The organism is Shewanella sp. VK101, from assembly GCF_056497865.1.
Genome location: NZ_CM151402.1, coordinates 4773166 through 4796018 on the forward strand (window position 1 = coordinate 4773166; position 22853 = coordinate 4796018).

Genomic DNA, 22853 nt, shown 5'->3' on the forward strand with positions numbered 1-22853 from the left:
AAAAGGTCACAATATGTTAATGTTAACCGGCGCGCAGCTCAAACGCGCACTGATCCTCTTGGTCAGTTTTCACATCCTTATTATCAGTGCCAGTAACTATCTGGTGCAGCTCCCGTTTCAGCTATTCGGCTTCCACACAACCTGGGGTGCCTTCAGCTTTCCTTTCGTCTATCTGGCAACCGATCTGACGGTACGGATATTCGGCCAGGCCGCCGCCCGGCAGATCATCTTCAAGGCCATGCTGCCGGCATTGGTGATCTCCTATGCCATGGGCGTACTGTTTCATCAGGGTGATTTTCAGGGGCTGAGCGCCCTGTCGGACTTCAATACCTTTGTATTCCGTATCGCCTTTGCCAGTTTCGCCGCCTATCTGGTGGGCCAGTTGATGGATATCGCAGTGTTTGCCAGAATTCGCCGCCAGTGTGCCTGGTGGGTCGCACCGGCAGCCTCAACCCTGGTGGGCAACCTGGTGGATACTCTGGTGTTCTTCAGTATCGCCTTCTTCGCCTCCAGCGACCCCTTCATGGCCGCCAACTGGCCGGAAATCGCCGCCGTGGATTACGGCTTCAAGCTGTTGGTCAGTCTGGGGCTGTTCCTGCCGGCCTATGGCGTGCTGCTGCGGGTACTTCAGGATAAGATCTTACAGACGGAAAACCAGCAGCAATTCTCCTGATGCATTCAACTGGCCAGACCTGTTATAATTTTGGCCAGTTTTTATCCCGCAACCTGTGACATTTTGCGGTCCGTTGAGAGAATAATGATGTACTCCATTGAAATCAAAGCTATTACTGAAATAGATCAGCAACAGATCGATGAGATCATGGCCTTGAGTGCCCAGATCCCCGAGTTTGATTCCGGCTACCAAAAGCAGGAGTTCGAGCGTCGGCTGACAGGCAATGCCTGTTTGTTGTTGTTGGCCTTTGTGGAAGGTGAGCTTGCGGGATTCAAGCTGGGTTATGCTCTGGATGAGCAGTGTTTTTACAGTTGGCTGGGCGGTGTATTACCCGATTATCGCAGTCTGGGGCTGGCACGCAGCATGCTTGAGGCTCAGGAACGCTGGGCCACCCAGGCCGGCTACAAGCAGATCCAGGTCAAGACCCGCAACCAGTTCCGCTCTATGTTGAACATGCTGATCAGCCATCAGTATCAGGTAGTGGACTTCCGCGCCGAGCCCGGACATATTGCCGACAACCGTCTCTATCTTGAAAAGAGCATGTACTAAGGAAATCTTGCAAAGGACTAGGGCCATTTGCTGCGAACCACGCCTTGCATCCAGGCTTGTTCGCACCTTACCTAAAAAAAGAGTACGCCAACCGGCGTACTCACAAAGACTGCAGGGAAGCAGTTCTTAAAACGCCTTGCTGATACCTATTACCAATCTGTCATCGAAGATCTCTGTCTGGGTACCATAAACCTTGTGGTCTGATTCAACTGTACTGCCGTGGTAGCGCAGATCCAGGTTGAAACCATAGAACTCCTTACTTACCCCCAAGTTCCAGTGTCCCCATCCCTCAGCACCATTGCCGTTCAGGTCCTGATAACCGACAGAACCGGAAACCTTGATACCGTTCTCGAAACTGTAACTGGGGTGCAGGGCATAGTTGACCCCGTGCCAACCATCGACACCGAACCAGTCATCCACAGTCGGCGTCACTTCCAGTTGCAGATGGGCCCGACCGAAAGACTTGCCGAGTTTCAGCCACAGCTCTGTGTAGTTGGAGTAGGATGCGCCCGGATAGAGATAAGAGAACAGCATGACATCATAAGTGAAACCTGAGTCGCCCAACTCACCGCTCTTGCCGATGAAAGGCGCAGTGACTATCTCAAGGTTGGGGTCGGCAAACTTGATGTTGGAAGCAAATACCCCGGCGTACCAACCGGCGTCATGGTTCCAGCTGAATGTGCCCTGAACTACAGGCACATCGCCATCCAGGGTTTCCGATTCGCCACGGAACACATAGTCAGAGGCAAAGGTCAGATTGCCGGCAAAACTGCCACCGGCGAAACGGGGAGCTTCGTCTGCCAGAGCCATAGAACTGCTGCACAGCAGCAAACCTGATAAAAACAGCTTATGAGTTGGGTTCATCTTTATCCACCAGAGCATGATTATTGTTAGCCCGGATAGTAAGAAGAAGTTGTGAACAGGGTTATCTAGATGAATGAACCATGGAGGAATGAATGTGAACAATTATGAATGACTGCGGCAACGCCGCAGTCATAGCGGCTTATTCGAAGCCTTCGGGGCGCTTCACATATTCGGGGATCTCCAGCAACATGTTACCCCAGTAACCGAACAAGGCTTGATAGATAAAGTCAATAAATATTATGTATTTACGAGGTAAGTAGGCCCGTTTTGGATAAGACAGCAACAGGGTGTTATGTTCCATGGGAAAGTCTTCCAGCACGGCCACCAGCTCCCCCTTTTGCAAGGCTTCATCGGCGATCATGGGAGGCAGACAAGTGATCCCCAAACCGGCAATGGCCGCTTCCCGGGCCAAGGTAATATTGTTGACCTTGAGCTGTACCTCCGGAGTGATCACCTGCCATTCCTTACCATCGAAAATCTTCCAGCAACCATCATTGATGAGCTGGATGCCCCCCTGTTCTATGCCCTTGTGATGCCAAAGATCATCCGGGGTCTGCGGAGTACCGTGGCGTTTAAGGTATTCCGGACTGGCCATCAGGGTGGTGCTGGTCTTCACCAGTTGGTAATGCTGCAGGCGTGAATCTTCGATACCACACAGGTGGAACAGTATGTCTATTCCTTCTTCGACCATGTCCACCTTGCGATTAGTCAGCTCAGCTTCTATGGTGATATCCGGGTAGGCCTCAAGAAAGCGGGCAAATACCGGTCCGAGAAATAGTTGCCCCATCTCGATCGGGCAGACCACCCTTAGGTTACCCTTGACCCGCTGCTGGTTGGCACTGAGCTGCGCCTCGGCATTTTCCAGGTCTACCAGTATCTTGGTGATCTTGTTGTAATACTCGGCGCCGGCCTCTGTTAACCTCAGTGCCCGGGTGGTTCTGAACAGTAGCTGAACACCGGTCGCCTTCTCCAATTCGGCAACTTTACGACTGACGGTGGTCTTGGTAAGCCCCAACGCCTTGGCCGCGCCGGTAAAACTACCCTGCTCAACAACTTGAGCAAATATTTGTACCCTGTTTAGATCCATTTATTGTTGCACCTGTGGGACAGTGGGTTTATTTCTATGTGACTAATCAAATTATAGTGACAGTAGTAGAATACTCGCCTCGCGGTGGAGGATCCAGCATGACGCAGAGAAATTTATGCAGTTTTGCCTTGGTTCGCTCAACCATAAAACGCTTGCTGTTGTTGGGAAAGAACTCTCTGCCTCCAGGGCAAAAACAGAATCTCTCCCAAACGGGCAAAAACGGGATTTGGATACATAAGTTGTTGAATTCATAAATCTCACAACTAAATGTAAATAAATGGCAATAGTGTCGTTTATTGATTAAAAAATTTTCATTCATTTACACTTTTCGCTTATCCTGTAGCTTGTTGATACAGAATGCTTGTGCGATAAATATGGGTTCGAAAATTTTGCTGGCTAACTGCGCCAGGAAGCCTGTCGTACAAGACATTTTTCCTTCACGGCAAGCAGATACTGATTAGGAGTTATCATGCGGCATGTATTAAAAGTTGCCTCAGTTGTAAGTATGGCGTTATGGATGACGGCCTGTGGGTCGGAAGCTGAAAAAGCCAAAAGCAATCAGGCGGCCCCCGCTATGGAAGTCAGTGTCCTCGAAGTCAAGTCGGCTCCGCAGGCACTGCAAGTGCAACTGCCTGGGCGCAGCGTAGCTTTCCTTGAAGCCGAAGTTCGGCCTCAGGTCAACGGCATCATTCTGAAGCGCAGCTTTACCGAAGGTGGAGATGTGAAGCAGGGTGAGTCACTGTATCAGATTGACCCTTCTACCTATAAGGCGTCTTTGCAGAGTGCCAGAGCCGATCTGGCCCGCGCCGAAGCGGCTCTGGCGTCTGCCAAGGCAACTCAGGCCCGTTACCAGGAACTGGTCAAGACCAAGTACATAAGTAAAGAAGAGTACGACAAGGCGGATGCTTCCTATAAAGAAGCGCTGGCGGCGGTGGAAGTGGCCAAGGCGGCCATCAATACTGCAACCATTAACGTCAACTATACCGAAGTACAGGCGCCTATCTCCGGCCGTATCGGTAAGTCCAGCGTTACTGCCGGTGCTCTGGTGACCGCCAACCAGGCTCAACCTCTGGCGACTATCCAGCAATTGGATCCCATCAATGTGGATATCGTTCAGTCCAGCACCCAGATGCTGCGTCTCAAGAGCATGTTGAAAGCCGGCAAACTGCAGGCTTCCGATGATGCTGAAGTGACTCTGCTGCTGGAAGATGGCTCGACTTATGATCACAAGGGTCGCTTACAGTTTGCCGAAGTCAGTGTCGATCAGAGCACAGGTTCTGTGACTCTGAGAGCCGAGTTCCCGAACCCGGATCACACACTACTGCCAGGTATGTATGTTCGCGCCATTCTCAACACAGGTGTCGATCCTCAAGCAATTCTGGTACCGCAAAAGGCTATCAGCCGTAATCCAAAGGGTGAAGCTGTGGCCATGTTGGTTGGCGCCGAAAACAAGGTGGAAGCTCGGGTTATCAAGACTGCCGATGTCATCAATCACCAGTGGCGGGTTACCGATGGCCTCAGGCCTGGTGACAAACTGATTGTCGAAGGGCTGCAGAAAATCCGTCCCGGCATGCCAGTGACGGCCAAACCCATGACAGCAAACCAGTAATAACAGGGCGGAAGTTATGGCACGTTTCTTTATCGATCGCCCCATCTTCGCATGGGTGATCGCGATTATTATCATGCTGGCAGGTGTCCTGGCTATTAAGGCCCTGCCGGTTTCCCAGTACCCGGATATTGCGCCGCCAACCATTGTGGTTGCTGCCAACTATCCAGGTGCGTCGGCCAAAACTGTTGAAGACTCTGTGACCCAGGTGATTGAACAGCGCATGACAGGTCTAGACCACCTGCGCTATATCAAGTCCACCAGTGACAGCTTCGGTAACGCCGAAATCACTCTGACCTTTAACGCCGAAGCGGATCCCGACATCGCCCAGGTTCAGGTTCAGAACAAACTGCAGGCCGCCATGGCCCTGCTGCCTCAGGAAGTAACGGCTCAAGGTGTCCGGGTTAACAAATCCAGCTCCGGCTTCCTGATGGTAGTCGCCTTTATTTCTGAAGACGGCTCCATGACCAAGGCCGACCTCGCCGATTACGTAGGTTCCAACGTTCAGGACCCCATGAGTCGTGTGCCCGGTGTGGGTGAAACCACCCTGTTCGGTGCCCAGTACTCAATGCGTATCTGGGTCGACCCACTGAAGCTGACCAACTACAACCTGACGACTCTGGACGTGATCGCCGCGATCAGAGAACAGAACGCCCAGGTTTCTGCCGGTCAGCTGGGGGGTGCCCCTGCGGTTCAAGGCCAGGAGTTGAATGCGACTATTTCGGCCCAGAGCCGTTTGCAGACGCCTGAGGAATTCCGCAACATCATCCTCAAGTCCAACGCTTCGGGCGCCAACGTCTATCTGGGCGATGTTGCCAAGGTTGAGCTGGGTTCCGAGAGTTACGCCATTGAGTCACTCTATAACGGTCGCCCCGCTACAGGTTTGGCAATCAAGCTGGCTACCGGTGCCAACGCGCTGGATACTGCAGAAGCTGTTCGCGCCAAAGTCGAAGAGATGCGTCCCTTCTTCCCGGCCGGCATGCAGGTGGTGTATCCCTATGACACAACCCCCTTCGTGAAGAACTCTATCGAAGGTGTGGTTCATACTCTGCTGGAAGCCGTGGTACTGGTGTTCGTCATCATGTATCTGTTCCTGCAAAACTTCCGCGCCACCTTGATCCCAACGATCGCCGTGCCTGTGGTTTTGCTGGGTACCTTCGCCATCCTGTCCTTCACCGGATTCTCGATCAACACCCTAACCATGTTCGCCATGGTACTGGCTATCGGTCTCTTGGTGGATGACGCCATTGTGGTGGTAGAGAACGTTGAACGTGTGATGTCGGAAGAGGGCCTTAGTCCCAAGGAAGCGACCAGGAAGTCCATGGGCCAGATCACCGGCGCACTGGTGGGTATCGGTCTGACACTGTCAGCTGTGTTTGTACCTATGGCCTTCATGTCGGGTTCTACCGGGGTTATTTATCGTCAGTTCTCCATCACTATCGTATCGGCGATGGCCTTGTCGGTATTGGTGGCAATCGTACTGACTCCGGCGCTCTGTGCCACTATGCTCAAACCGCTGAAGAAAGGGCATACCCACGCCGAAACCGGTTTCTTCGGTTGGTTTAACCGTAACTTCGAGCGCATGACGGGTAAGTACGAAGGTACTGTTGCCGGCATCATCAAACGTTCGGTACGTATGAGTGCCATCTATCTGGCGCTGGTTGTGGCCGTAGGCTGGATCTTTATCCGCATGCCAACCGCCTTCTTGCCGGACGAAGATCAGGGCATTCTGTTTACCCAGGCGATTCTGCCAACCAACGCCACTCAGGAAAGTACCCTGAAGGTATTGGAGAAGGTTTCGGATCAATTCCTGGCAGACGAAAACGTCAAATCGGTTCTGAGTGTGGCGGGCTTCAGTTTCGCCGGTCAGGGTCAGAACATGGGTATCGCCTTCGTCGGACTGAAAGACTGGTCTGAGCGTACTGCTCCAGGCAGTGATGTTCAGGCGGTTGCCGGCCGCGCCATGGCGGTGTTCAGCCAGATGAAAGAAGCCTTTGTGTTTGCCTTCGTACCACCTGCGGTAATTGAGCTGGGTACGGCCAACGGTTTTGATCTCTTCCTGCAGGATAAGAATGGTCAAGGACACGAAAAGCTGGTTCAAGCCCGTAACCAACTGCTGGGCATGGCGGCTCAGAATCCCAACCTGGTGGGTGTACGCCCCAATGGTCAGGAAGATGCGCCCATGTATCAGCTACACATAGATCATGCCAAGCTACGGGCGCTGAGTGTCAACATAGGTGATGTCAACAACGTGCTTTCTGCCGCTTGGGGTGGCTCCTATGTCAACGACTTCATCGACCGTGGTCGGGTGAAGAAGGTTTATGTTCAAGCCGATGCCAAGTATCGGATGCAACCTGAAGATCTGGACTCCTGGTATGTGCGCAACACCCAGGGAGACATGGTGCCCTTCTCAGCCTTTGCCACCGGCAGCTGGGAGTATGGTTCACCACGTCTGGAACGCTTCAACGGCCTGCCGGCGATGAACATCCAGGGTGCGACAGTTCCAGGCTTCAGTACCGGTGAAGCGATGAACATCATGGAAGGCATGGTTGACCAACTGCCTCCAGGCTTTGGTATCGAATGGAACGGCCTCTCCTACGAGGAACGTCTGTCAGGCAACCAGGCGCCTGCGCTCTACGCGCTGTCGATTCTGGTGGTATTCCTGGTACTGGCGGCCCTGTATGAAAGCTGGTCTGTGCCTTTCGCGGTAATTCTGGTGGTACCTCTGGGTATTATCGGTGCCCTGATCGCCATGAATGGCCGCGGCCTGCCAAACGACGTGTTCTTCCAGGTGGGTCTGTTGACTACTGTGGGTCTGGCAACCAAGAACGCCATTCTGATCGTGGAATTCGCCAAGGAATACTATGAGCAGGGTGCCAAGCTGATTGACGCGACACTGCACGCGGTGCGGGTACGTCTGCGGCCAATTCTGATGACCTCGCTGGCATTCGGCCTCGGGGTTGTGCCACTGGCCGTCAGTACCGGCGTGGGTTCAGGCAGTCAGAACGCCATTGGTACCGGGGTACTGGGCGGTATGATCAGCTCGACCTTCCTGGGTATCTTCTTTATCCCACTCTTCTTCGTGGTGGTAGAGCGCATGTTCAGTAAGCGTGAGCGCGAAGAACGCAAACAGCGAAAACAGGCCGAGTAATTCGCCTGTCACCTCAAAGCCCGGTCTATTTGCCGGGCTTTTTGTTGCCTGCAGCAGGCTACTTCCCCATTGAGCTTCAATCACTTAACAGCTGCATACCTCACATCCGGCCTCTGGGCTTGGCATGCCGCCCAAAATGTAAAATTGGAGGGAAACAAAGGGTTAAAGAAGCTGGTCAAGCGCGCCAATAAAGCTTAGGATCTGCACAGAAAACAGCACTTTTTGGAGTAATTCACCTTATGGGTATCAGAGCCATAGTCGTCGACACCGCCGGCACTACGACAGATCTTAACTTTATTCAGGATGTGCTTTTCCCCTATTCGGCCAAGGCATTGCCGGAATTTTTGGAACGCTATCAAGATAATATCCTGGTAGAAAACTGTATCAGCGACACCAAAGAGATGGCGCTGGAGCCGGATGCCGATCTGCCGCGGGTAATAGAAATACTCCAGCAGTGGGTTGCCGAAGACCGCAAGGCCACGCCGCTGAAAACGCTGCAGGGCCTGATCTGGAAACAGGGCTATGCCAAGAACGAGTTTACCGGTCACATCTATCCTGACTTCATTGAAGCCATCAAGGAATACAAGGCTCAGGGACTCAGGATATACAGCTTCTCTTCCGGCTCAGTGGAAGCCCAGAAGTTACTGTTCAGCCACAGTGACGGCGGCGATCTGACCGAGCTGTTCAACGGTCATTTTGATACCCGCACCGGCGGCAAGCTGGATAAGCAAGCCTACTGCAACATCATTAACACCATAAGTCTGAGCCCCAAGCAGATACTGTTTGTCTCCGACATGGTGGACGAACTCAAGGCCGCTGCCGCTGCCGGGCTGATCACCTGCCAAATGGTACGAGAGGCCGGACAACGCACAGGCGATTTCCGGCAGGTGAAGAGTTTCGCCGAGCTGAAGATTGACTGATAACAAGCAGAGTTAGCCGCTAAATCAAGGGGAGCCAATGGCTCCCCTTATTGTTTACAACACCTATTTCGTATCCCGGAAAACCAACGCCTGTACGGAATGTTGTTCCCCTCTTGAGACAGAGAGCCGCTGTTGTTATCCTGAGCCAACAAAAATAAAACGGTCGTTTAAATATGGAAGATTTTACTCAGCGTTACCCACAATACTCGCAAATCCCAGTGGCCTGGGGCGAAATGGATGCCCTGCAACACGTCAACAATGTGGTCTATTTCCGCTACTTTGAGACCGCCAGAATCGACTTCTTCAACCGCCATTTTCCCTTGGGTGAGATGTACAAACAGGGAATGGGGCCGGTAATAAGTGAGAATCAGGCCAGGTACAAGCGCCCGGTCACCTACCCGGATACCCTGTTGATAGGCATCAGAATAAGCGACATAGGTGAAGACAGGTTTACCATGCATTACGAGGCATACAGTAAGGCGCAGCGAGCCATTACCACTACAGGCAGCTCTGTCGCCGTCATGTACGATTTCAAGAAAGGCACCAAGGCCAAACTACCGCAGGAACTGCTGACGATTCTCAGGCAACACAGCCAGGAAGCTTAAGTCAGGGCTCGAGAACAGGCTGGCGCCAGCCCTGTCGCAGTTTGCGCCTGTGCTGCTGTACCAAACGCAGTGCCCGGTACAGATCTTCTGTCGACAGTTCCAGGTAACGGCCGCCGTAAAACCACAGTGGACCGTACAACTGTCGGCCATGGGTTATGCTGATGGGTAACATCAGGTCATCGTTCAGCAGCAATTTCAGTTTCATGCCCTGATGCAAACGGCAGGCGGAGATCAAACCAACCCCGCCGCGGCTGATATCTTTGATATTTCCAAGCCCCAGCTTGCCGGGGCGCCACCAGTGCCAGTGTCCCAGTTGCACCGTCATGCCATCACAGTCGAGCAGGAAGTCGGCGTCATTACCCAGCCTCAGGCTGATACGCAAATGCTCGCGTCGCTGCACCTCGTCACTGCTATTGTCCGTCATCACTGGTACCTGTCCCTTGGCTGATTAAAGCGGGCTGCCTCATTGGCCTCAAAGAGTGCCTTTCCTCCTGCCAGGCTCTGGATCTGCTCGGAGGCTTCCTTGGTGAGGATCAGTATCTCCACTCTGCGATTGGCCGGGCTAAAGGGCTCATTATCGATAAAGGGTACCCGGTCGGCCATACCGTTAACCTGAAGAATCTGCCCCTGACGCACGCCACCAAACTCTATGGTTTGCCTGGCGATCAGCGCCCTTTCACTGGACAACTCCCAATTGGTATAGCTGCGACCGACATAGGGCAGCGAGTCGGTATGGCCAGAGATGATCAGTTGATTTTTCACCTGTTGCAAAACAGGCGCCAAGGCCAACAACAGATCTTCAAAATAGGGCCGCATCTGCGCCTGGCCCACTTTGAACATAGATTGTTCATTGTTGTCGTGAATACGGATCCTTATTCCCTGAGGCACTGCGTCCAACTGAACGTTTTTACCCATACCCGCCTGGTCGACGACCCGCTGGATCTGCCGCGCCAACACTTCCAGTTGCACCTGAGTGGCGAACTCGCCTGGGATAATGGCATTCAGTTTGGGCCCCATACCGGCCTTGGGCTGCCACTTGCCTTCTGGTACATGGGTGCGCAGCGCAGGGCCACGCATCTCATCACCACTGGCCGGGGTAGGAACCACAGGTTGCTGCACACTGGGTTGCCCTTGCAGATCGATGAGCGAGGGGATGTTACGCAGATCGAAAGGGTTGATATCGCCGGAGGGATACAACTCACCATTCAAATACTTAACCACGGTTTCCCGCTCTTTCTGATCCGCCACCTGCATGATCCACAGCACCAAAAACAGCGCCATCATTGCCAGGGTAAAATCGGCAAAGGCGACCTTCCAGGCACCACCATGGGCACCGTGTTGTTTGCCCGCCCGAGCACGACGGACAATGATAGTTTCCTGTCTTGGTGCCATTAACTTCTCTGTTCTGTCAGTATCTGTTCCAATTCCACAAAGCTGGGGCGGCTCTCGGTCTGGATCTGTTTGCGGCCGGCATCAATCGCCTGTATCGGCGGTTTGCCCTTGGCGAACGTCGTCAGCATGGCGGCAATACACTTGAGCTGACTGATCTGCCGATCCACTTGATGTTCCAGCGCCTTTGACAACGGCTCGAGCAAGCAATAACAGGCGAAAATCCCAATAAAGGTGCCCACCAAAGCAGCCGCTACCTTGACCCCGATCAGGCTGATGGGGCCATCAATGTTGGACATGGTAATGATGATCCCCATCACAGCCGCCAGAATACCGAATCCCGGCATGGCTTCGGCGATTCGTCCCAGTGCCAGCGAGGGACGCAGGCTGTCTTCTTCGATTCTGTGGATCTCTTCCTCGAGTATCATTTCCAGATCGTGGGGAGAGATTTTACCTATCGACTGCAGGCGCAGGTTATCAACCAAAAACTGCAGCAACTGAGGGTGTTCAAGCACCACCGGATACATCAAAAACAACGAACTCTCGTCCGGATTTTCGATATGGGCATCCAGCACCTTCATCCCCTGGGATTGGATCTGCGCCATCAGCATGTTCATCAGGCCAAACAGCTGAGGGTAGAGTTCCGGCTCAGGAGTATCCTGCCTGGCGATCTGGCGCAACTGCTGCCACAGCTCCACCAGTACAGCGCGGGGGTTGGCAATCAGCAAAGAGCCGATGCCGGCACCTAGGATGATCAGGATTTCTGCCGGTTGCCACAAGGCCAGCAGATTGCCGCCGGCCCAGGCATAGCCGCCGAAGACACACACCAAAATCACCATTAAACCAACAAACTTACTCATTATCAGGTTTCCAAATCAGAGTTGAGCCTGCCGATAAATCGCCTGTAACTGGCGCACGGCAACCTTGTGTAATTGACATATCCGGGTTTCGGTTAACCCCAGGGTGGCTGCAATCTCTCTGAGATTGAGTTCATGCTGATAATAAAGCGACAGAATTACCTGTTCTCTGTTGCTCAGTTGCTTGATTGCCGCAATTAACAGCTGATTGCGTTCAAAATCGACAATTTCCTTGTCCTGACCGCCCAGTGACAACCCCTCTCCCAGCATCTCATCCAAACTGGTCATGGATTCTGCCAGGGTTGCATGCAGGTAATCCCGGTACTCTTCCTGGGTCAGGCCCATTCTTGCAGTGACTTCACTGTCTTTCGGGTAACGGCCCAACTCCCGGGTCAACTGCCTGACCACATCGTTGAATGAGTGTGCCTGCTGGCGCACCGAGCGTGGCCGCCAATCCAGGCGCCGCAGTTCATCGAGAATGGCGCCACGGATCCTCTGGCCGGCAAAGGAGATAAAGCCGGCATCATATTCACCCGGATAGCGCCGGGCAGCCTCCAGCAGGGCCATCAGAGCTATCTGCTCCATGTCTTCCTGGCCGATAAGCGGGCCACAATGACTCTTGAGGGAACAAACTGTGCGTTTTACCAAGGGCAGATACTGATGTAACAACGCCTGCTCGGATTGCCGCTCATTGCCATACGCCTGATAACCCAAATCATAGGCTGTCATCTCACTGTCCAAGGTGCCTCCTTTACTGGATGACCATACGGGTGAACAGGACTTCTTCAATATCCAGAGTAAATTGATCTTTGGTCAGCACCTTGATCAGGGATTCTCTGGCCTCCAGTTGCAGCGTTTCCAGATTCTGCGGTTGATTCAGCACGTTGAAAGACTTGCTGCTGAACATTCGCATCATGGTGTTGCGAATAAGTGGATCGGCCGCCTTGATCTCCTGAGCCGCATTGTCACTGCGGGACTTGAGCGCCAGCTCGAGCAACAGGTAATGGGGATATTCATCACCCGGTACCGAAATAATCATCTTATCCAGCGGGTAAAAACTGGCCTGTGGTTGCACTTCTTCTTCCGCCGATAACCATTTCCCCAACCATGCGGGCGGCTGATGGCCGATGAAAAAACCGCCTCCAGTGGCCAGAATAAGTAACGCAACTATGAGTAAATTTCGTTTCATATCAATCTTTCATCTCTATCATCAGGCCAGTAGGTTCAGTTGCCTATCGCGTCTGCGATCGGCTTCTGTGTCACCTTTGGTTTCGTCCACCCGGGATGAAGCGATCGCGCCGGCATACCCTTCTCTGGCATCCTGCTCAGGTTGGTGTCGCTCGCTGTCGGTGGCTACATCCAGGGAAATATTGCCTTTGTGTTCCATGGCCAGTTCACTGCGCAGGCGTTCTAGGCCGCTGAGCAGAGCATCGCGCACATGGTTGTTGGCCGCATGCATCTGAATATGCAGCCGGTCACCGTCGAGGCGAATGTTCAGTTCTATCCGTCCAAGCTCGGGCGGGGTTAACTGCAGCTCGGCGGTTTGAATACGTTGATCTATCTGAAAACGCAGTTGATCTCTGAGTGGCAGCAACAGCTCTCTGGCATGCTGTACCTGAGTTCCCTGAGCGCTCAGAGGCAAGGGGCCCCACTGGCTCACGCCCGGGCGCTCGCTTGTCAATGCGGCAACCTCCGGCTGCAGACCAAGCTCAGCCACAGGCTTGCTGGAAGGATCAGCATGCCAGGCCGCCAGCTGCGCCGCGGCATTAACCGTTAGCTGTTGCGACGGCATGGCGGTCTGCGCCATGGTGCCAACGGGCAGAAAAGGTGTGCCTTTAGCCTCAGTTGCCGCACTCGAAACTTGAGAAGCCGCTTGAGGGAAGGCGGCGGCCAATTGCAGGCTTTGTCCCCGCATATCACCCGCACCTCTGCCCTCACCATTGAGCGGGTTCGCTGCCACAGGTTGGCTGATGCCTGCCAGTGACAGATTGGTTTGCTGCGCGCCCACAATGCCCTGCGCCGTGATGCCGGCCAAAGGTGGCACTGTATTTTCATCATGACCTTGGCCCTGCAATTGCGCCAAGGGTGCTCCTGGCGGAGTGGTCACTTGGATTGCAGTTGGCTGCATCAAAGGCGGCAAGAGTTCCTGCGCCACCACAGTATTGGCCGGCATCTCGCCTGCCGACTCTATCCCTGATTCCCTATCCTCTACTGTGCTGCTTTGCCCTTGAGTAGTCTTTACCTGAGAGCCCTTCTCTTGAGCACCCTGCGCTTTGGCATTCATGCCGGAAGCTGTGGAGTTGGCCGGCTGAGTCGCGGCCTGAGAAAGAGACTGTTCTTCCTGCCGATAAGAGTCCTTTCTGCCACTGCTGTCCGGGTGAGCGGACAAGGGCACTTTTTTCGCCGGCGTTTCAGCCAGCGCCGGGATCAGCGCAATACTCAATACAGGTCTCCTTTACTCATGTTTCCCTCTTGAAACTCGGGTTGGCTGAGTTGGGTCAGTTGATAGGCGGACATGCCCTCTTGTTGTGCCAGCAGTTGCTGCATCTGCCGCTGTAGCGATTCGCTCTTGGTTTGCAGCTGTTGCATCACTTGCGAGTGACAAAGCTCCAACTGTTTGCGCGCCTGTAACTCAGCCTGAGAACGGGGCTTTCCCTGCTGCCTGAGCAACTGGATCATCTGCCGGTTGACCCGGCATACTCCCTGCCAGTCTTCGGCCGCTGCCTGCTGTTGCAGGCGTTGTCCCAAGGCTTGCCAGCGGGCTATCACAGACTCACTCAAGTTGGGCCCAACCTTCCCTAATCTGTTGAATAACCTGCACCACAGGTTGCAGTGCCTCTGGGTTATTTTCGACACTGGCGCTAACCAGTTGACGGCTGCAATAGTCATAGAGACGGTTGAGGTTGGTTGCTACTTCGCCGCCGTTTTCAATGTCCAACAACACATCAAGCCCATGGATCACATTCAAACACTTGTTGATACTCTGGCCCTTGGCCTCAAACGCCTTGCGTTCCATATGCCCCGAGGCTCTGGCCAGTTCATCCAGCAAGCCATCCAGCAACATACGCACCATCTCATGGGGGTTGGCCGCCGCGGCCCGGGCATCCAAGCTGGCCTGACGGTAGCCGCTGAAAGGATCCTGCTCATAAAACATCGAATAATTCCTCAGTAAAACAATCCACTGGCGCTGTTCAACTCATTGATGGTGGTTTCCATCGCGGTGAACTGCTTCAGATAGATCTGATAACGCTGTTCCATCATACGGTTATGGCGTTCCATATTGTCTTCGACCCGGTCCAACTGGCGTTTCAGGTTGTTCTTCTTCATATCCATATAGCCATCGAAACGGGTATAAGGTTTAGTGATCTCCTGAACCTTATCGACCATGCCGCCCTTGGCTCCGAAGAGATCACTGATCGCCTGCGGTTGGGTCTTCAGGGCGTTTTCCAGCTTTTTCTCATCCAGCTTTAGCTCACCATTACGGGTCAGTTCGATACCGGCGTCGGCCAGAGTCAAACCATTGGGAGCAGCCTGGAAACTCAGCTCACGCAGCCTTTGTTGCAGGGTTCTCAGGCTGGTATCACCCTTGAGGATCCCCAGCTGACTCTCATCTATCTTGCTGCTCTTGCTATCCTTGTCGTCCTTGTCTTTCGAGTCATCCAGGGCATCAACCCCCAGGCCTCGAGTCAATTGACTTATCTGCCGCAGCAGTTCATTGACTGTATCCACATAGGCTTTAACTGCCTCTTTGCCGGCTTCTTGATCCGCCTTGATACTGATATTGCTGCTGTCACCGGCTTCATGAACCTTACGCAGTTCGATATCCACCCCGTCCACAACCTGAGTCAGCATGTTGCTGGCCGAGGTGATACTCATGCCATTGAGCGTAGCCTTGGCATCCTGAGCGGCCTGAGTCTCGACCATTCCCCAGTCAGCACCATCCAGACTGATACTAATACTGTTGGCCTTGCCGGTTTCCTTCGAGGTCAGCATCAGCTGCACCTGGCCGCCGGTGCGTACCAGGCTAGCCTGCACTCCCGGGTTATTGGGATGCTGGTTGATCATATCCCGCAGCTCACTGACAGAAACGCTGCCACCGCTGTTAACCATGGCCAGATCCACACTCATGCTCTTGCCACCCATGCTGATCTGAATAACCCCGGATGCCGGCAGAGTGGCATCTTCCGATGCAAAGGGCTTGACCAGTTGGTGCGCCTGAGCCAACTGCTCTACCGACAGCTGAAAATTCCCCTGCGGCGCCTTGGCCGAGCTGCTGACAGAGATGTTTTCATCTGTGACCTCGGCGATATTGCCCTTGAAGGCATCGGTCCCCAGGGTTGTCAGTTTGCTGTTAAGACGATCGAGCCCCTTATCCAGCAAAGTGTAGGCATCCAACTGTTTCTGGTAGCCCGTCTTGCTGCTTTGATAGAGATTGTCTTTACCGGCCCTCTCGGCACTGATCAGCTGCTGCGCGAATTGGGCACCACTCATTCCGGAAATCATTTTCAACTCCTCATAGACACAGACTCGTGTCCTTGGAATATTCGGGGATAGCAAGAGGTATGCCATTCAAACGGCAAAGCTAACCCTTTGTAAAATTTGAAAGTTATTTAAGAGTGACTACTGTAGCTTGGTACAGTCTCTTCCTCGGAAGGCCTCAAACAGGAATCAGCTCTTCCGCCGTTTCTTTGTCGAGCTTAAAAAAAAGCGCCATCTTGACTGACGGCGCTTGGAACAAAATGTTTGCTTAGCCCAGCAGACCCATAACCAGACCAGTGTTCTGGTTGGCACGGGACAGTACGTTGGTACCGGCTTGAACCAGCAGTTGGTTCTTGGTCATGGCAGCTGATTCGTTGGCGAAGTCAGCGTCCATGATACGACCGGCAGCAGCCTTGGTGTTTTCGGTCACGTTGGCCAGGTTAGAGGCAGTGTGGCCCAGACGGTTGATGTTGGCACCCAGAGTAGAACGGTTGGTACCGATCTCTTTGATGTAAGTGTTGATGGTATCCAAGTCGGCAATATCCAGAGCTGTTTCATCTGGCAGGGCATCCAGTTTTACAGTCAAGGTTTCAGCCTTGCTGGCACCAATCTGCATGGCAACACCTGTACCCAGTTTGGTGAAAAGTTTTTCACCGGCATATTCAGTGTTGGTCTTGATACGGGCAGCTTCAGCTGTCAGCGCAGTAAACTCGGCGGCCAGAGCTGTCTTGTCATCGGCAGAGTTCACACCGTTGGCATGTTGGGTTGCCAGCTCTTTCATACGGTTGGCGATAGAGCTCAGTTCACTCAGGGCACCGTCGGCTGTTTGCAGCATAGAGACGCCGTCAGATATGTTACGGCTGGCAGTGCTCATACCAACAACGTTGGCGTTCAGACGGTTGGCAATTTGCAGGCCAGCGGCGTCATCATCGGCACCATTGATGCGCATACCAGTAGACAGGCGCTCCATGGCGGTAGACAGCAGGCTGTTGTTTTTGTTTACGGAGTTCTGGGCAACCAGAGAGGCATAGTTAGTATGTACAGACAACATGGTTTGTTTCTCCCGAAGAGTGTATTTGTGTCATTAACAACAAAGCGACCCGAAAAAACCAAACTGAAAGCCTGATTGAAAAAAACTTTAAAAAGACCAAATTATTTGAGCAGATCCTCGGCGTGACCTCGGCCGATGTTGGCCTGAGCCAGCAACGCCTCCAGTTGCGAGCCGAAGCAAGCATCCACAGGTGGCAGAGAAATTTCCCCTAGTTGCTGCGATAAATTGCTGGTGACTTGCTGTTTCTGTACCTGCCAATCCTGACGCCAGTGTTCTATCCGCCGCGCAGTACGCTCCAGCTTGGCCCGGGTCTGACGCAACATCTCCGGGCTGTCGAAACGCCATTCTCTGGGATCGCGCCAGTCCAGCAGTTCTTCCAGCCTGATATTGTGCATCTCACCGGCCGGCAGGCGCATACCCTGGCCACTGAGACCGAGATTACCCTGCAGCTGTTGCCACAGTTGGTCATCGCATTCAAACACAGCCTGTTGGTTTTCGACATTGAGTGAGATACCCAAAGGCGCCAACTGCTCGTTGATTAACTGTGCCAAACGACTCGGGTCGGTATTGGCCGGCAGTTGCAACGACAGGCTCTGTGGCCCATCGGCACCCGGCAGCAGCAGTTGCAGGCTTTCTTCCCTGTGTTTGGGCTCCAGCAGGGAAACCGCCTTAAGTCGAAAGCGCCGCCGCAAGGCTCTGCGTCTGGGATAGATGATGTTGAACATGGGATCCCACAAGGGGTACTGCAGATAACTGGGCTGCAACTGCTGCAACTGCTTTTGCAGCGACAACAGTCGCTCAAACTGCTCGGCAGAAGGCTTGATAAGCAGCAAGGGCCGCATCCTCTCAAGAACCCGCAGCACCTCTTCAAAACCTGCATCCACCAGCTGCATGGCACTGATGTTATGTTGCAGCCGGGTGGCCCGCTCCCAGCGCTCGAACGCCACTTGCCGATAAGGCAGCAGCTCGCGCCAACTCTCCTGAGTACTGTTGACCACTGTCATATCGAGCAGGGGGGCACTCTGGCTGATGGGTCTTATCTGCCCGGCCAGTTGCAGGGCATCGGTAACCGAATGGATCATGGCACCCTATGACAGTCTTGGAACAAGTTAGGCGTCTCCCCAATCCTGATTAAAGCTGGTTGAACAGCGTCAGTTGGCTGATTTTGACAAAACTCTGCTGCGACACCCGCAAGGCCGTCAGCTTCATCTGAAACTCTGAGGTTGCCGCCGGATAGTCCAGCGCCTCGGTTTCGCCTATCACTTCCTTGGTGAACAGTGCCATCTCCTGATGACTGCTCTTGCCAAGACTCAAGCGGTTCTGTTTGCCACCTATGTCTGTAATCGCCGCGCCTATACTGGAGAGAGTCTCATCCAGAGACTGCATCATGGCGCCTGCCACGGCCTCAAAATCGGCATCACCGGGAGCCTTGGCCGGATCCCGCAGCACTTCGACATACTCGGCGGCTTGATTGAGCAGATCCTGGCTACCGTTACCGAACCAGAACTCCTGCGCCGTGACGTTGGCATCGACCCAGGAGTCGGCAGCTATCTGCACCTGACGATGCTGGGCATCCCCTTGAAACTGATAGCGACCACTGCTGTCCTGTGCTACCGCCGGAGTACGGCTAAGGTTGCCGGAAAACAGATAGTTGCCGTCGGCATCCCTGGCGTTGAGGATATCGACACAGGTGTCCATCAGGGCCGATAGTTCATCGGCATAACCCTGTTGGTCGGCGGCCGACAGTTGACCACTGTTGGCGGAAATGACAATTTCCCGCATCCGGGTCTGCGCCTGCACCAGGCTATCGAGATAAGTTTCCACCCGTCCGAGACTGGTCGACAGGCTGTCGATATTGCTTATGTACTGTGAAGTCTTGGCCAGGTCCCGCTCGCAGTTGAGCACTTTTACCTTGCCTATGGGGTCATCGGAAGGACGCAGCAAGGCCTTGCCACTGGACAGCTGTTGATCCAGTTGCCCCAGTTGACTCAGTGTCTGTTGCATTGAGTGCAAGTTGGCACTGTACATATTAAACATGGCTACCCGCATTCAGGACTCCTTAAATACTGTCCAGCAGGGACTGGAACAGCCTATCGGCCGTGGCTATCACCCTGGCATTGGCCTGGTATGACTGTTGATAAACGATCAGGTTGACCCCTTCCTCGTCCAAATTGATGCCACTGGTGCTGGCCCATTGGCTCTGTGCTTCTTTCTGTAGTGCCAGCGCTGTCTTGTTCTCTTGCTGCGCTTGCCGGGAAATACTGCCCAGCTCACCCACCTTACTGGCATAGGCATTGCCCAGGGTGGCTCGACTGCCCATGGAGGCAAAGTCCAGCTCCTGATTGGCCAAGGCCACAAAGGCCTTGAGATTGCTGTTATCCCCCGGAGTGCCATCCAGGCCGAAGGCCAGACCGCCGGAGTTCAGGCCCTGATTGAGCCGCAGACTGCCTGCCGGGTTGGAAGCATCCAAGTGCCAAATGGCTTGGGTCGCCTTATTGCCGGCCAAATCTGTGCCTTTAGCCTGAATGTCATTCATCTGTTGTGCCAACTGGGTTGCCAGTTCATCCAGGAAAGCCCGACTCTGTTTCAGGTTGGTATCCCGGTAGTTGAGTAGAGCCCCCAGCTGACCACCCGTCTCCTGTAACTTAAACTGAGACTGGCCAAAACTGAGCTCTAAATTGATTTGCTTGGGATTTGCCGGATCTGTCACGCCCTTGAGTGTTGCCGGAACAATACCACTCAGCAGCGGCTGCCCCTGAGAGAGCGAGATATTGGCCAGGCCCTTGTCATCCATCACTACCCGGATATCAATGAGTGAAGATAATTCAGCTATTGCGGCATCCCGGTTATCCAATAGCGAGGCCGAAGGCACCTTGGCAGCCCCGTCGGCGGCGATATCTTCATTCAAGCGAGCTATCTTCTCCAGCAGAGTATTGATCTCTTTGATGCTGGCCTGGGTCTGGCCGACGATTTGTTGCTCTTGACTGTCCAGCCCTGAGGCTATCGAGTTGAAACGCTGCGCCACGCCGTTGGCTTCATTGAGCACCGCCTGTCTGAGCGCCGGGTCATTGGGCTTTTCCATGGCCGCATTCATGGCAGCAAACAGATGATCCAAGCCGGTAGAAAGGTTGTTGCTGTCGGCGGCCATCAGCTGTTCCAGCTGGCCGGCATAGCTCTGTTTAACACCGGCGAAGCCCACATCACTGCCGGTACGCCACAGTTGCATCACCTGATACTGATCCGAAATCCGCCGCACCCCATCAACACTGACGCCATTACCGGCGCCATAGGCGCCACCACCGACTGAGCTGAGCAACACCTGCTGGCGGGAATAGCCAGGCACCATGGCGTTGCTGGTGTTGTTGGACATGACTTGTAAGGCCGCCATGCTGGCATTCAGCCCGGACATGGCGTTATTGAGCAGATTCATTCAGTCTCCTTGTGAACTGGCGGAACCAGGAGTGCAGGTTGCATTGCCATGGTTGTCTTCTCAGAAGAAGCGACCGGTTCGGCACTAAACTGAAGTTTTGCCCCCAATTGTCGACTCATAACATCCGCAAGCCCGGTCGATTGCATCTGCGACAACCTCAGTGCCAGCTCGGAATCATACCAATCCCGATACAGGCCATCGTTGCTGGATGACAGCAGATTCTCTTCATCGGCAATGGCATCGCTGGCGGTACGCATCTGTTTCAGCACAGTCTGCAAAAACATGGCTTCAAACTGCTGGCTGACCTGCTTCAGGGCGCCCTTTTCGCCATGCGCCTTAATCAGCTCGCCCGAGTCGAGCCGCCCCAGCAGCCCCGGAGTTTGGGTTACTTTCATCAGATCACCACCAGATCAGCTTCCAGGGCACCGGCTTCTTCCAGTGCCTGCAAGATAGCCATCAGATCCATGGGAGAGGCTCCCATGCTGTTGACGGCACGTACGATATCATTCAAAGAGCTACCCTCTGGCCAGACAAACATACGTCCGTCTTCCTGTTGAATATCCACATCCGAGTCGTTGGTCACCACGGTCTGACCGGCGGCATCGCCAAAAATCCCCGGATTGGGCTGGCTTACCTGCTGCTTCTCTGTAATGGTCACAGTCAGGTTGCCGTGGCTGACGGCGGCCTTGCGCACCACCACATCACCGCCCATCACCACGGTCCCTGTGCGGGCGTTGAACACCACCTTGGGAGGAATGCGGCCGGGCTCGACCATGATGTCTTCCAGCATAGACATAAACATTACCCGCTCCCGCTCGGATTGCGGCGCCCTGACGCTCACCCGTGCATGGCTCTCGGCCTTGGCGACATCCGGGCCAAACACGGCGTTGATCGCCTTCTCAATATTGCGGGCACTGCGAAAGCCAGCCTGCTTGAGGTTGAGTATCACCTGCGGATTACTGGCAAAAGAGCTGGGAATGACAGCCTCGAGCAAGGCGCCCCCAGGAATACTGCCGACGGTAGGCACATTGATGGTCATGGAGGTGCCGTTGCGGCCCTGGGCCGACACGCCGCCCACCACCAGATTCCCTTGGGCGACGGCATAGATTTCACCGTCGACCGCCCGCAAAGGCGTCATCAACAGAGTGCCGCCCCTGAGGCTCTTGGCATCCCCTATGGAGGAGACGGTCACATCCAGAGTCTGCCCCGGGCTTGCCAGCGCCGCCACATTGGCAACCACGGCCACGGCGGCAACGTTTTTCAGCTTGGGATCCATGCTGCCATCAATCTGCACCCCAAACTGTTTCAGCATGTTCACCACCGACTGGCCGGTAAACTTCACCTGGTTCTTGTCACCTGTACCGTCGAGACCCACCACCAGGCCATAGCCCACCAGTTGGTTTTCGCGGATCCCCTGCACATCTACCATATCCAGCAGATGGCGACTCTTCTCGGCCAACACCTGGCCCGGCATGGTAAGCCCCAGCAACAGCAGAGCTAAAAGCAGTCTTGTCATCTTCATTCCTGTTACATAGGGAACCAGGGGCTGTTGAAGTAGCGAGCCGCCCAGCCCATGGCATTACTGTCGGCAATGGCGCCCTGGCCACCGTAGATAATGCGGGCATCGGCAATCCGCTGCGATGAGATGGTGTTCTGGTTGTCTATGTCGTCGGAGCGGATAAGCCCGATAAGACGCAGATACTCATCCCCCTGACTGAGGCGAAGCCATTTCTCACCGCGGATCAGCAGCACGCCGTTGGGCATCACCTTGGCCACTGTCACTGTAATGGCGCCGGAAAGCTGGTTCTGCTGAGTCGTGGCGCCGCTGCCATTGAAGCCACGGCCAAACTTGCCCTCACCATTGGCGCTGAAACTACTGTCATCTACCCCGCCCTGAACGCCAAAGTTCAGATCCTGAGACTTATTGGTCTGGGTATTGGCCTTCTTGCTGGAGTAGGTCTTCTCATCCAGGGAGACTGTGAGTATGTCTCCCTCGCGAAAGGCCCGCTTATCCTTGAACAGGGTCAGCATAAAACCGGGGCGATACAGGCTGCCGTCTTTGGCTTCCGGCAAGGAGTAGTCCACCTCAGGCGGCGCCCATTCTTTGTTACCCGGCTGCTGTTCTGCGTCGGGGAAGTGGGAGATACAGCCGCTGAGCGACAGCATCAGCAGCGCCAACAAGAGTCTCATGA

Annotated in this window: 24 protein-coding genes; 6 read left to right on the plus strand and 18 right to left on the minus strand. The window is 54.2% G+C overall.

Going from position 1 to position 22853, the window contains the following annotated elements:
- Window positions 1-13 precede the first annotated feature (13 nt).
- Entirely contained in the window at window positions 14-673 is a 660-nt protein-coding gene (locus tag ACSHSR_RS21245) for a 7-cyano-7-deazaguanine/7-aminomethyl-7-deazaguanine transporter (RefSeq protein WP_025009163.1), read from the plus strand.
- A gap of 87 nt (window positions 674-760) precedes the next feature.
- Entirely contained in the window at window positions 761-1222 is a 462-nt protein-coding gene (locus ACSHSR_RS21250) for a GNAT family N-acetyltransferase (protein WP_025009162.1), read from the plus strand.
- A 126-nt stretch (window positions 1223-1348) separates the two neighbouring features.
- Here the strand turns inward: ACSHSR_RS21250 and ACSHSR_RS21255 are convergent, their stop codons facing one another.
- The gene (locus tag ACSHSR_RS21255) at window positions 1349-2086 is read right to left on the minus strand and encodes a TorF family putative porin (protein ID WP_028780704.1); all 738 of its coding nucleotides are present in this window, start codon (window positions 2084-2086) and stop codon (window positions 1349-1351) included.
- Between the two features lie 139 nt (window positions 2087-2225).
- Window positions 2226-3173, minus strand: a complete 948-nt coding sequence (locus ACSHSR_RS21260; protein WP_025009160.1) for a LysR family transcriptional regulator — start codon at window positions 3171-3173, stop codon at window positions 2226-2228.
- 469 nt (window positions 3174-3642) lie between these two features.
- On the opposite strand from ACSHSR_RS21260, the gene ACSHSR_RS21265 reads away from it, so the two are divergent.
- The 4 genes from ACSHSR_RS21265 to ACSHSR_RS21280 all read left to right on the plus strand — a co-directional run bounded on the left by ACSHSR_RS21265 (window position 3643) and on the right by ACSHSR_RS21280 (window position 9455).
- Window positions 3643-4782: an efflux RND transporter periplasmic adaptor subunit gene (locus ACSHSR_RS21265; RefSeq protein WP_044735522.1), complete on the plus strand. Its 1140-nt coding sequence runs from the start codon at window positions 3643-3645 to the stop codon at window positions 4780-4782.
- A 16-nt stretch (window positions 4783-4798) separates the two neighbouring features.
- Window positions 4799-7930, plus strand: a complete 3132-nt coding sequence (locus ACSHSR_RS21270; RefSeq protein WP_062793330.1) for an efflux RND transporter permease subunit — start codon at window positions 4799-4801, stop codon at window positions 7928-7930.
- A gap of 239 nt (window positions 7931-8169) precedes the next feature.
- Complete coding sequence (gene mtnC / locus ACSHSR_RS21275; protein WP_025888419.1) at window positions 8170-8850, plus strand: acireductone synthase; 681 nt, start codon at window positions 8170-8172, stop codon at window positions 8848-8850.
- A gap of 173 nt (window positions 8851-9023) precedes the next feature.
- Window positions 9024-9455: an acyl-CoA thioesterase gene (locus ACSHSR_RS21280; protein WP_107005854.1), complete on the plus strand. Its 432-nt coding sequence runs from the start codon at window positions 9024-9026 to the stop codon at window positions 9453-9455.
- A 1-nt stretch (window position 9456) separates the two neighbouring features.
- On the opposite strand, the gene ACSHSR_RS21285 is transcribed toward ACSHSR_RS21280, so the two are convergent.
- The 16 genes from ACSHSR_RS21285 to flgH form a co-directional block, all read right to left on the minus strand.
- Window positions 9457-9879, minus strand: a complete 423-nt coding sequence (locus tag ACSHSR_RS21285; RefSeq protein WP_479631126.1) for a hypothetical protein — start codon at window positions 9877-9879, stop codon at window positions 9457-9459.
- Complete coding sequence (locus tag ACSHSR_RS21290; RefSeq protein WP_096142178.1) at window positions 9879-10847, minus strand: flagellar motor protein MotB; 969 nt, start codon at window positions 10845-10847, stop codon at window positions 9879-9881. The genes ACSHSR_RS21285 and ACSHSR_RS21290 overlap by 1 nt, the downstream gene beginning before the upstream one ends.
- On the minus strand, window positions 10847-11704 hold the full coding sequence (motA, locus tag ACSHSR_RS21295; RefSeq protein ID WP_025009154.1) for a flagellar motor stator protein MotA: 858 nt from the start codon (window positions 11702-11704) through the stop codon (window positions 10847-10849). Before motA ends, ACSHSR_RS21290 begins: the two co-directional genes overlap by 1 nt.
- A 15-nt stretch (window positions 11705-11719) precedes the next feature.
- Window positions 11720-12430 (minus strand): RNA polymerase sigma factor FliA, encoded by a 711-nt coding sequence (locus ACSHSR_RS21300; RefSeq protein WP_044736031.1) that lies wholly within the window; start codon window positions 12428-12430, stop codon window positions 11720-11722.
- Between the two features lie 22 nt (window positions 12431-12452).
- Window positions 12453-12890 carry a flagellar basal body-associated FliL family protein gene (locus tag ACSHSR_RS21305; protein WP_037474831.1) on the minus strand — a complete coding sequence of 146 codons (438 nt, stop codon included), beginning with the start codon at window positions 12888-12890 and terminating at the stop codon, window positions 12453-12455.
- Between the two features lie 21 nt (window positions 12891-12911).
- Entirely contained in the window at window positions 12912-14144 is a 1233-nt protein-coding gene (locus ACSHSR_RS21310) for a flagellar hook-length control protein FliK (RefSeq protein ID WP_071237321.1), read from the minus strand.
- Complete coding sequence (locus ACSHSR_RS21315; protein ID WP_045283780.1) at window positions 14141-14482, minus strand: hypothetical protein; 342 nt, start codon at window positions 14480-14482, stop codon at window positions 14141-14143. Before ACSHSR_RS21315 ends, ACSHSR_RS21310 begins: the two co-directional genes overlap by 4 nt.
- A complete protein-coding gene (fliS, locus tag ACSHSR_RS21320; protein WP_025009148.1) occupies window positions 14475-14855 on the minus strand; it encodes a flagellar export chaperone FliS in 381 nt (126 codons plus the stop codon). The genes ACSHSR_RS21315 and fliS overlap by 8 nt, the downstream gene beginning before the upstream one ends.
- 11 nt (window positions 14856-14866) lie before the next feature.
- Window positions 14867-16204 (minus strand): flagellar filament capping protein FliD, encoded by a 1338-nt coding sequence (fliD, locus tag ACSHSR_RS21325; RefSeq protein ID WP_129980275.1) that lies wholly within the window; start codon window positions 16202-16204, stop codon window positions 14867-14869.
- 244 nt (window positions 16205-16448) lie between these two features.
- Window positions 16449-17231, minus strand: a complete 783-nt coding sequence (locus tag ACSHSR_RS21330; RefSeq protein ID WP_208136340.1) for a flagellin N-terminal helical domain-containing protein — start codon at window positions 17229-17231, stop codon at window positions 16449-16451.
- A gap of 101 nt (window positions 17232-17332) precedes the next feature.
- The gene (locus ACSHSR_RS21335) at window positions 17333-18313 is read right to left on the minus strand and encodes a hypothetical protein (protein WP_107005858.1); all 981 of its coding nucleotides are present in this window, start codon (window positions 18311-18313) and stop codon (window positions 17333-17335) included.
- A 49-nt stretch (window positions 18314-18362) separates the two neighbouring features.
- Window positions 18363-19280 (minus strand): flagellar hook-associated protein FlgL, encoded by a 918-nt coding sequence (gene flgL / locus ACSHSR_RS21340; protein WP_071237319.1) that lies wholly within the window; start codon window positions 19278-19280, stop codon window positions 18363-18365.
- 10 nt (window positions 19281-19290) lie between these two features.
- Window positions 19291-20661: a flagellar hook-associated protein FlgK gene (gene flgK / locus ACSHSR_RS21345; RefSeq protein WP_190533925.1), complete on the minus strand. Its 1371-nt coding sequence runs from the start codon at window positions 20659-20661 to the stop codon at window positions 19291-19293.
- Complete coding sequence (locus ACSHSR_RS21350; protein WP_025009142.1) at window positions 20658-21056, minus strand: rod-binding protein; 399 nt, start codon at window positions 21054-21056, stop codon at window positions 20658-20660. Before ACSHSR_RS21350 ends, flgK begins: the two co-directional genes overlap by 4 nt.
- Window positions 21056-22177, minus strand: coding sequence for a flagellar basal body P-ring protein FlgI (locus ACSHSR_RS21355; protein ID WP_025009141.1), 1122 nt, complete (start codon window positions 22175-22177; stop codon window positions 21056-21058). Before ACSHSR_RS21355 ends, ACSHSR_RS21350 begins: the two co-directional genes overlap by 1 nt.
- 11 nt (window positions 22178-22188) lie before the next feature.
- A complete protein-coding gene (gene flgH / locus ACSHSR_RS21360) occupies window positions 22189-22851 on the minus strand; it encodes a flagellar basal body L-ring protein FlgH (protein ID WP_025009140.1) in 663 nt (220 codons plus the stop codon).
- Window positions 22852-22853: the final 2 nt, after the last annotated feature.

Excerpts from the sequence above, each read along its gene's own strand:
- ACSHSR_RS21245 (WP_025009163.1), top strand. The coding sequence starts at position 14 with ATGTTAATGTTAACCGGCGCGCAGCTCAAACGCGCACTGATCCTCTTG.
- ACSHSR_RS21250 (WP_025009162.1), top strand. The coding sequence starts at position 761 with ATGTACTCCATTGAAATCAAAGCTATTACTGAAATAGATCAGCAACAG.
- ACSHSR_RS21255 (WP_028780704.1), bottom strand. The coding sequence starts at position 2,086 with ATGAACCCAACTCATAAGCTGTTTTTATCAGGTTTGCTGCTGTGCAGC.
- ACSHSR_RS21260 (WP_025009160.1), bottom strand. The coding sequence starts at position 3,173 with ATGGATCTAAACAGGGTACAAATATTTGCTCAAGTTGTTGAGCAGGGT.
- ACSHSR_RS21265 (WP_044735522.1), top strand. The coding sequence starts at position 3,643 with ATGCGGCATGTATTAAAAGTTGCCTCAGTTGTAAGTATGGCGTTATGG.
- ACSHSR_RS21270 (WP_062793330.1), top strand. The coding sequence starts at position 4,799 with ATGGCACGTTTCTTTATCGATCGCCCCATCTTCGCATGGGTGATCGCG.
- mtnC (WP_025888419.1), top strand. The coding sequence starts at position 8,170 with ATGGGTATCAGAGCCATAGTCGTCGACACCGCCGGCACTACGACAGAT.
- ACSHSR_RS21280 (WP_107005854.1), top strand. The coding sequence starts at position 9,024 with ATGGAAGATTTTACTCAGCGTTACCCACAATACTCGCAAATCCCAGTG.
- ACSHSR_RS21285 (WP_479631126.1), bottom strand. The coding sequence starts at position 9,879 with ATGACGGACAATAGCAGTGACGAGGTGCAGCGACGCGAGCATTTGCGT.
- ACSHSR_RS21290 (WP_096142178.1), bottom strand. The coding sequence starts at position 10,847 with ATGGCACCAAGACAGGAAACTATCATTGTCCGTCGTGCTCGGGCGGGC.
- motA (WP_025009154.1), bottom strand. The coding sequence starts at position 11,704 with ATGAGTAAGTTTGTTGGTTTAATGGTGATTTTGGTGTGTGTCTTCGGC.
- ACSHSR_RS21300 (WP_044736031.1), bottom strand. The coding sequence starts at position 12,430 with ATGACAGCCTATGATTTGGGTTATCAGGCGTATGGCAATGAGCGGCAA.
- ACSHSR_RS21305 (WP_037474831.1), bottom strand. The coding sequence starts at position 12,890 with ATGAAACGAAATTTACTCATAGTTGCGTTACTTATTCTGGCCACTGGA.
- fliS (WP_025009148.1), bottom strand. The coding sequence starts at position 14,855 with ATGTTTTATGAGCAGGATCCTTTCAGCGGCTACCGTCAGGCCAGCTTG.
- fliD (WP_129980275.1), bottom strand. The coding sequence starts at position 16,204 with ATGATTTCCGGAATGAGTGGTGCCCAATTCGCGCAGCAGCTGATCAGT.
- ACSHSR_RS21330 (WP_208136340.1), bottom strand. The coding sequence starts at position 17,231 with ATGTTGTCTGTACATACTAACTATGCCTCTCTGGTTGCCCAGAACTCC.
- ACSHSR_RS21335 (WP_107005858.1), bottom strand. The coding sequence starts at position 18,313 with ATGATCCATTCGGTTACCGATGCCCTGCAACTGGCCGGGCAGATAAGA.
- flgL (WP_071237319.1), bottom strand. The coding sequence starts at position 19,280 with ATGCGGGTAGCCATGTTTAATATGTACAGTGCCAACTTGCACTCAATG.
- flgK (WP_190533925.1), bottom strand. The coding sequence starts at position 20,661 with ATGAATCTGCTCAATAACGCCATGTCCGGGCTGAATGCCAGCATGGCG.
- ACSHSR_RS21350 (WP_025009142.1), bottom strand. The coding sequence starts at position 21,056 with ATGAAAGTAACCCAAACTCCGGGGCTGCTGGGGCGGCTCGACTCGGGC.
- ACSHSR_RS21355 (WP_025009141.1), bottom strand. The coding sequence starts at position 22,177 with ATGACAAGACTGCTTTTAGCTCTGCTGTTGCTGGGGCTTACCATGCCG.
- flgH (WP_025009140.1), bottom strand. The coding sequence starts at position 22,851 with ATGAGACTCTTGTTGGCGCTGCTGATGCTGTCGCTCAGCGGCTGTATC.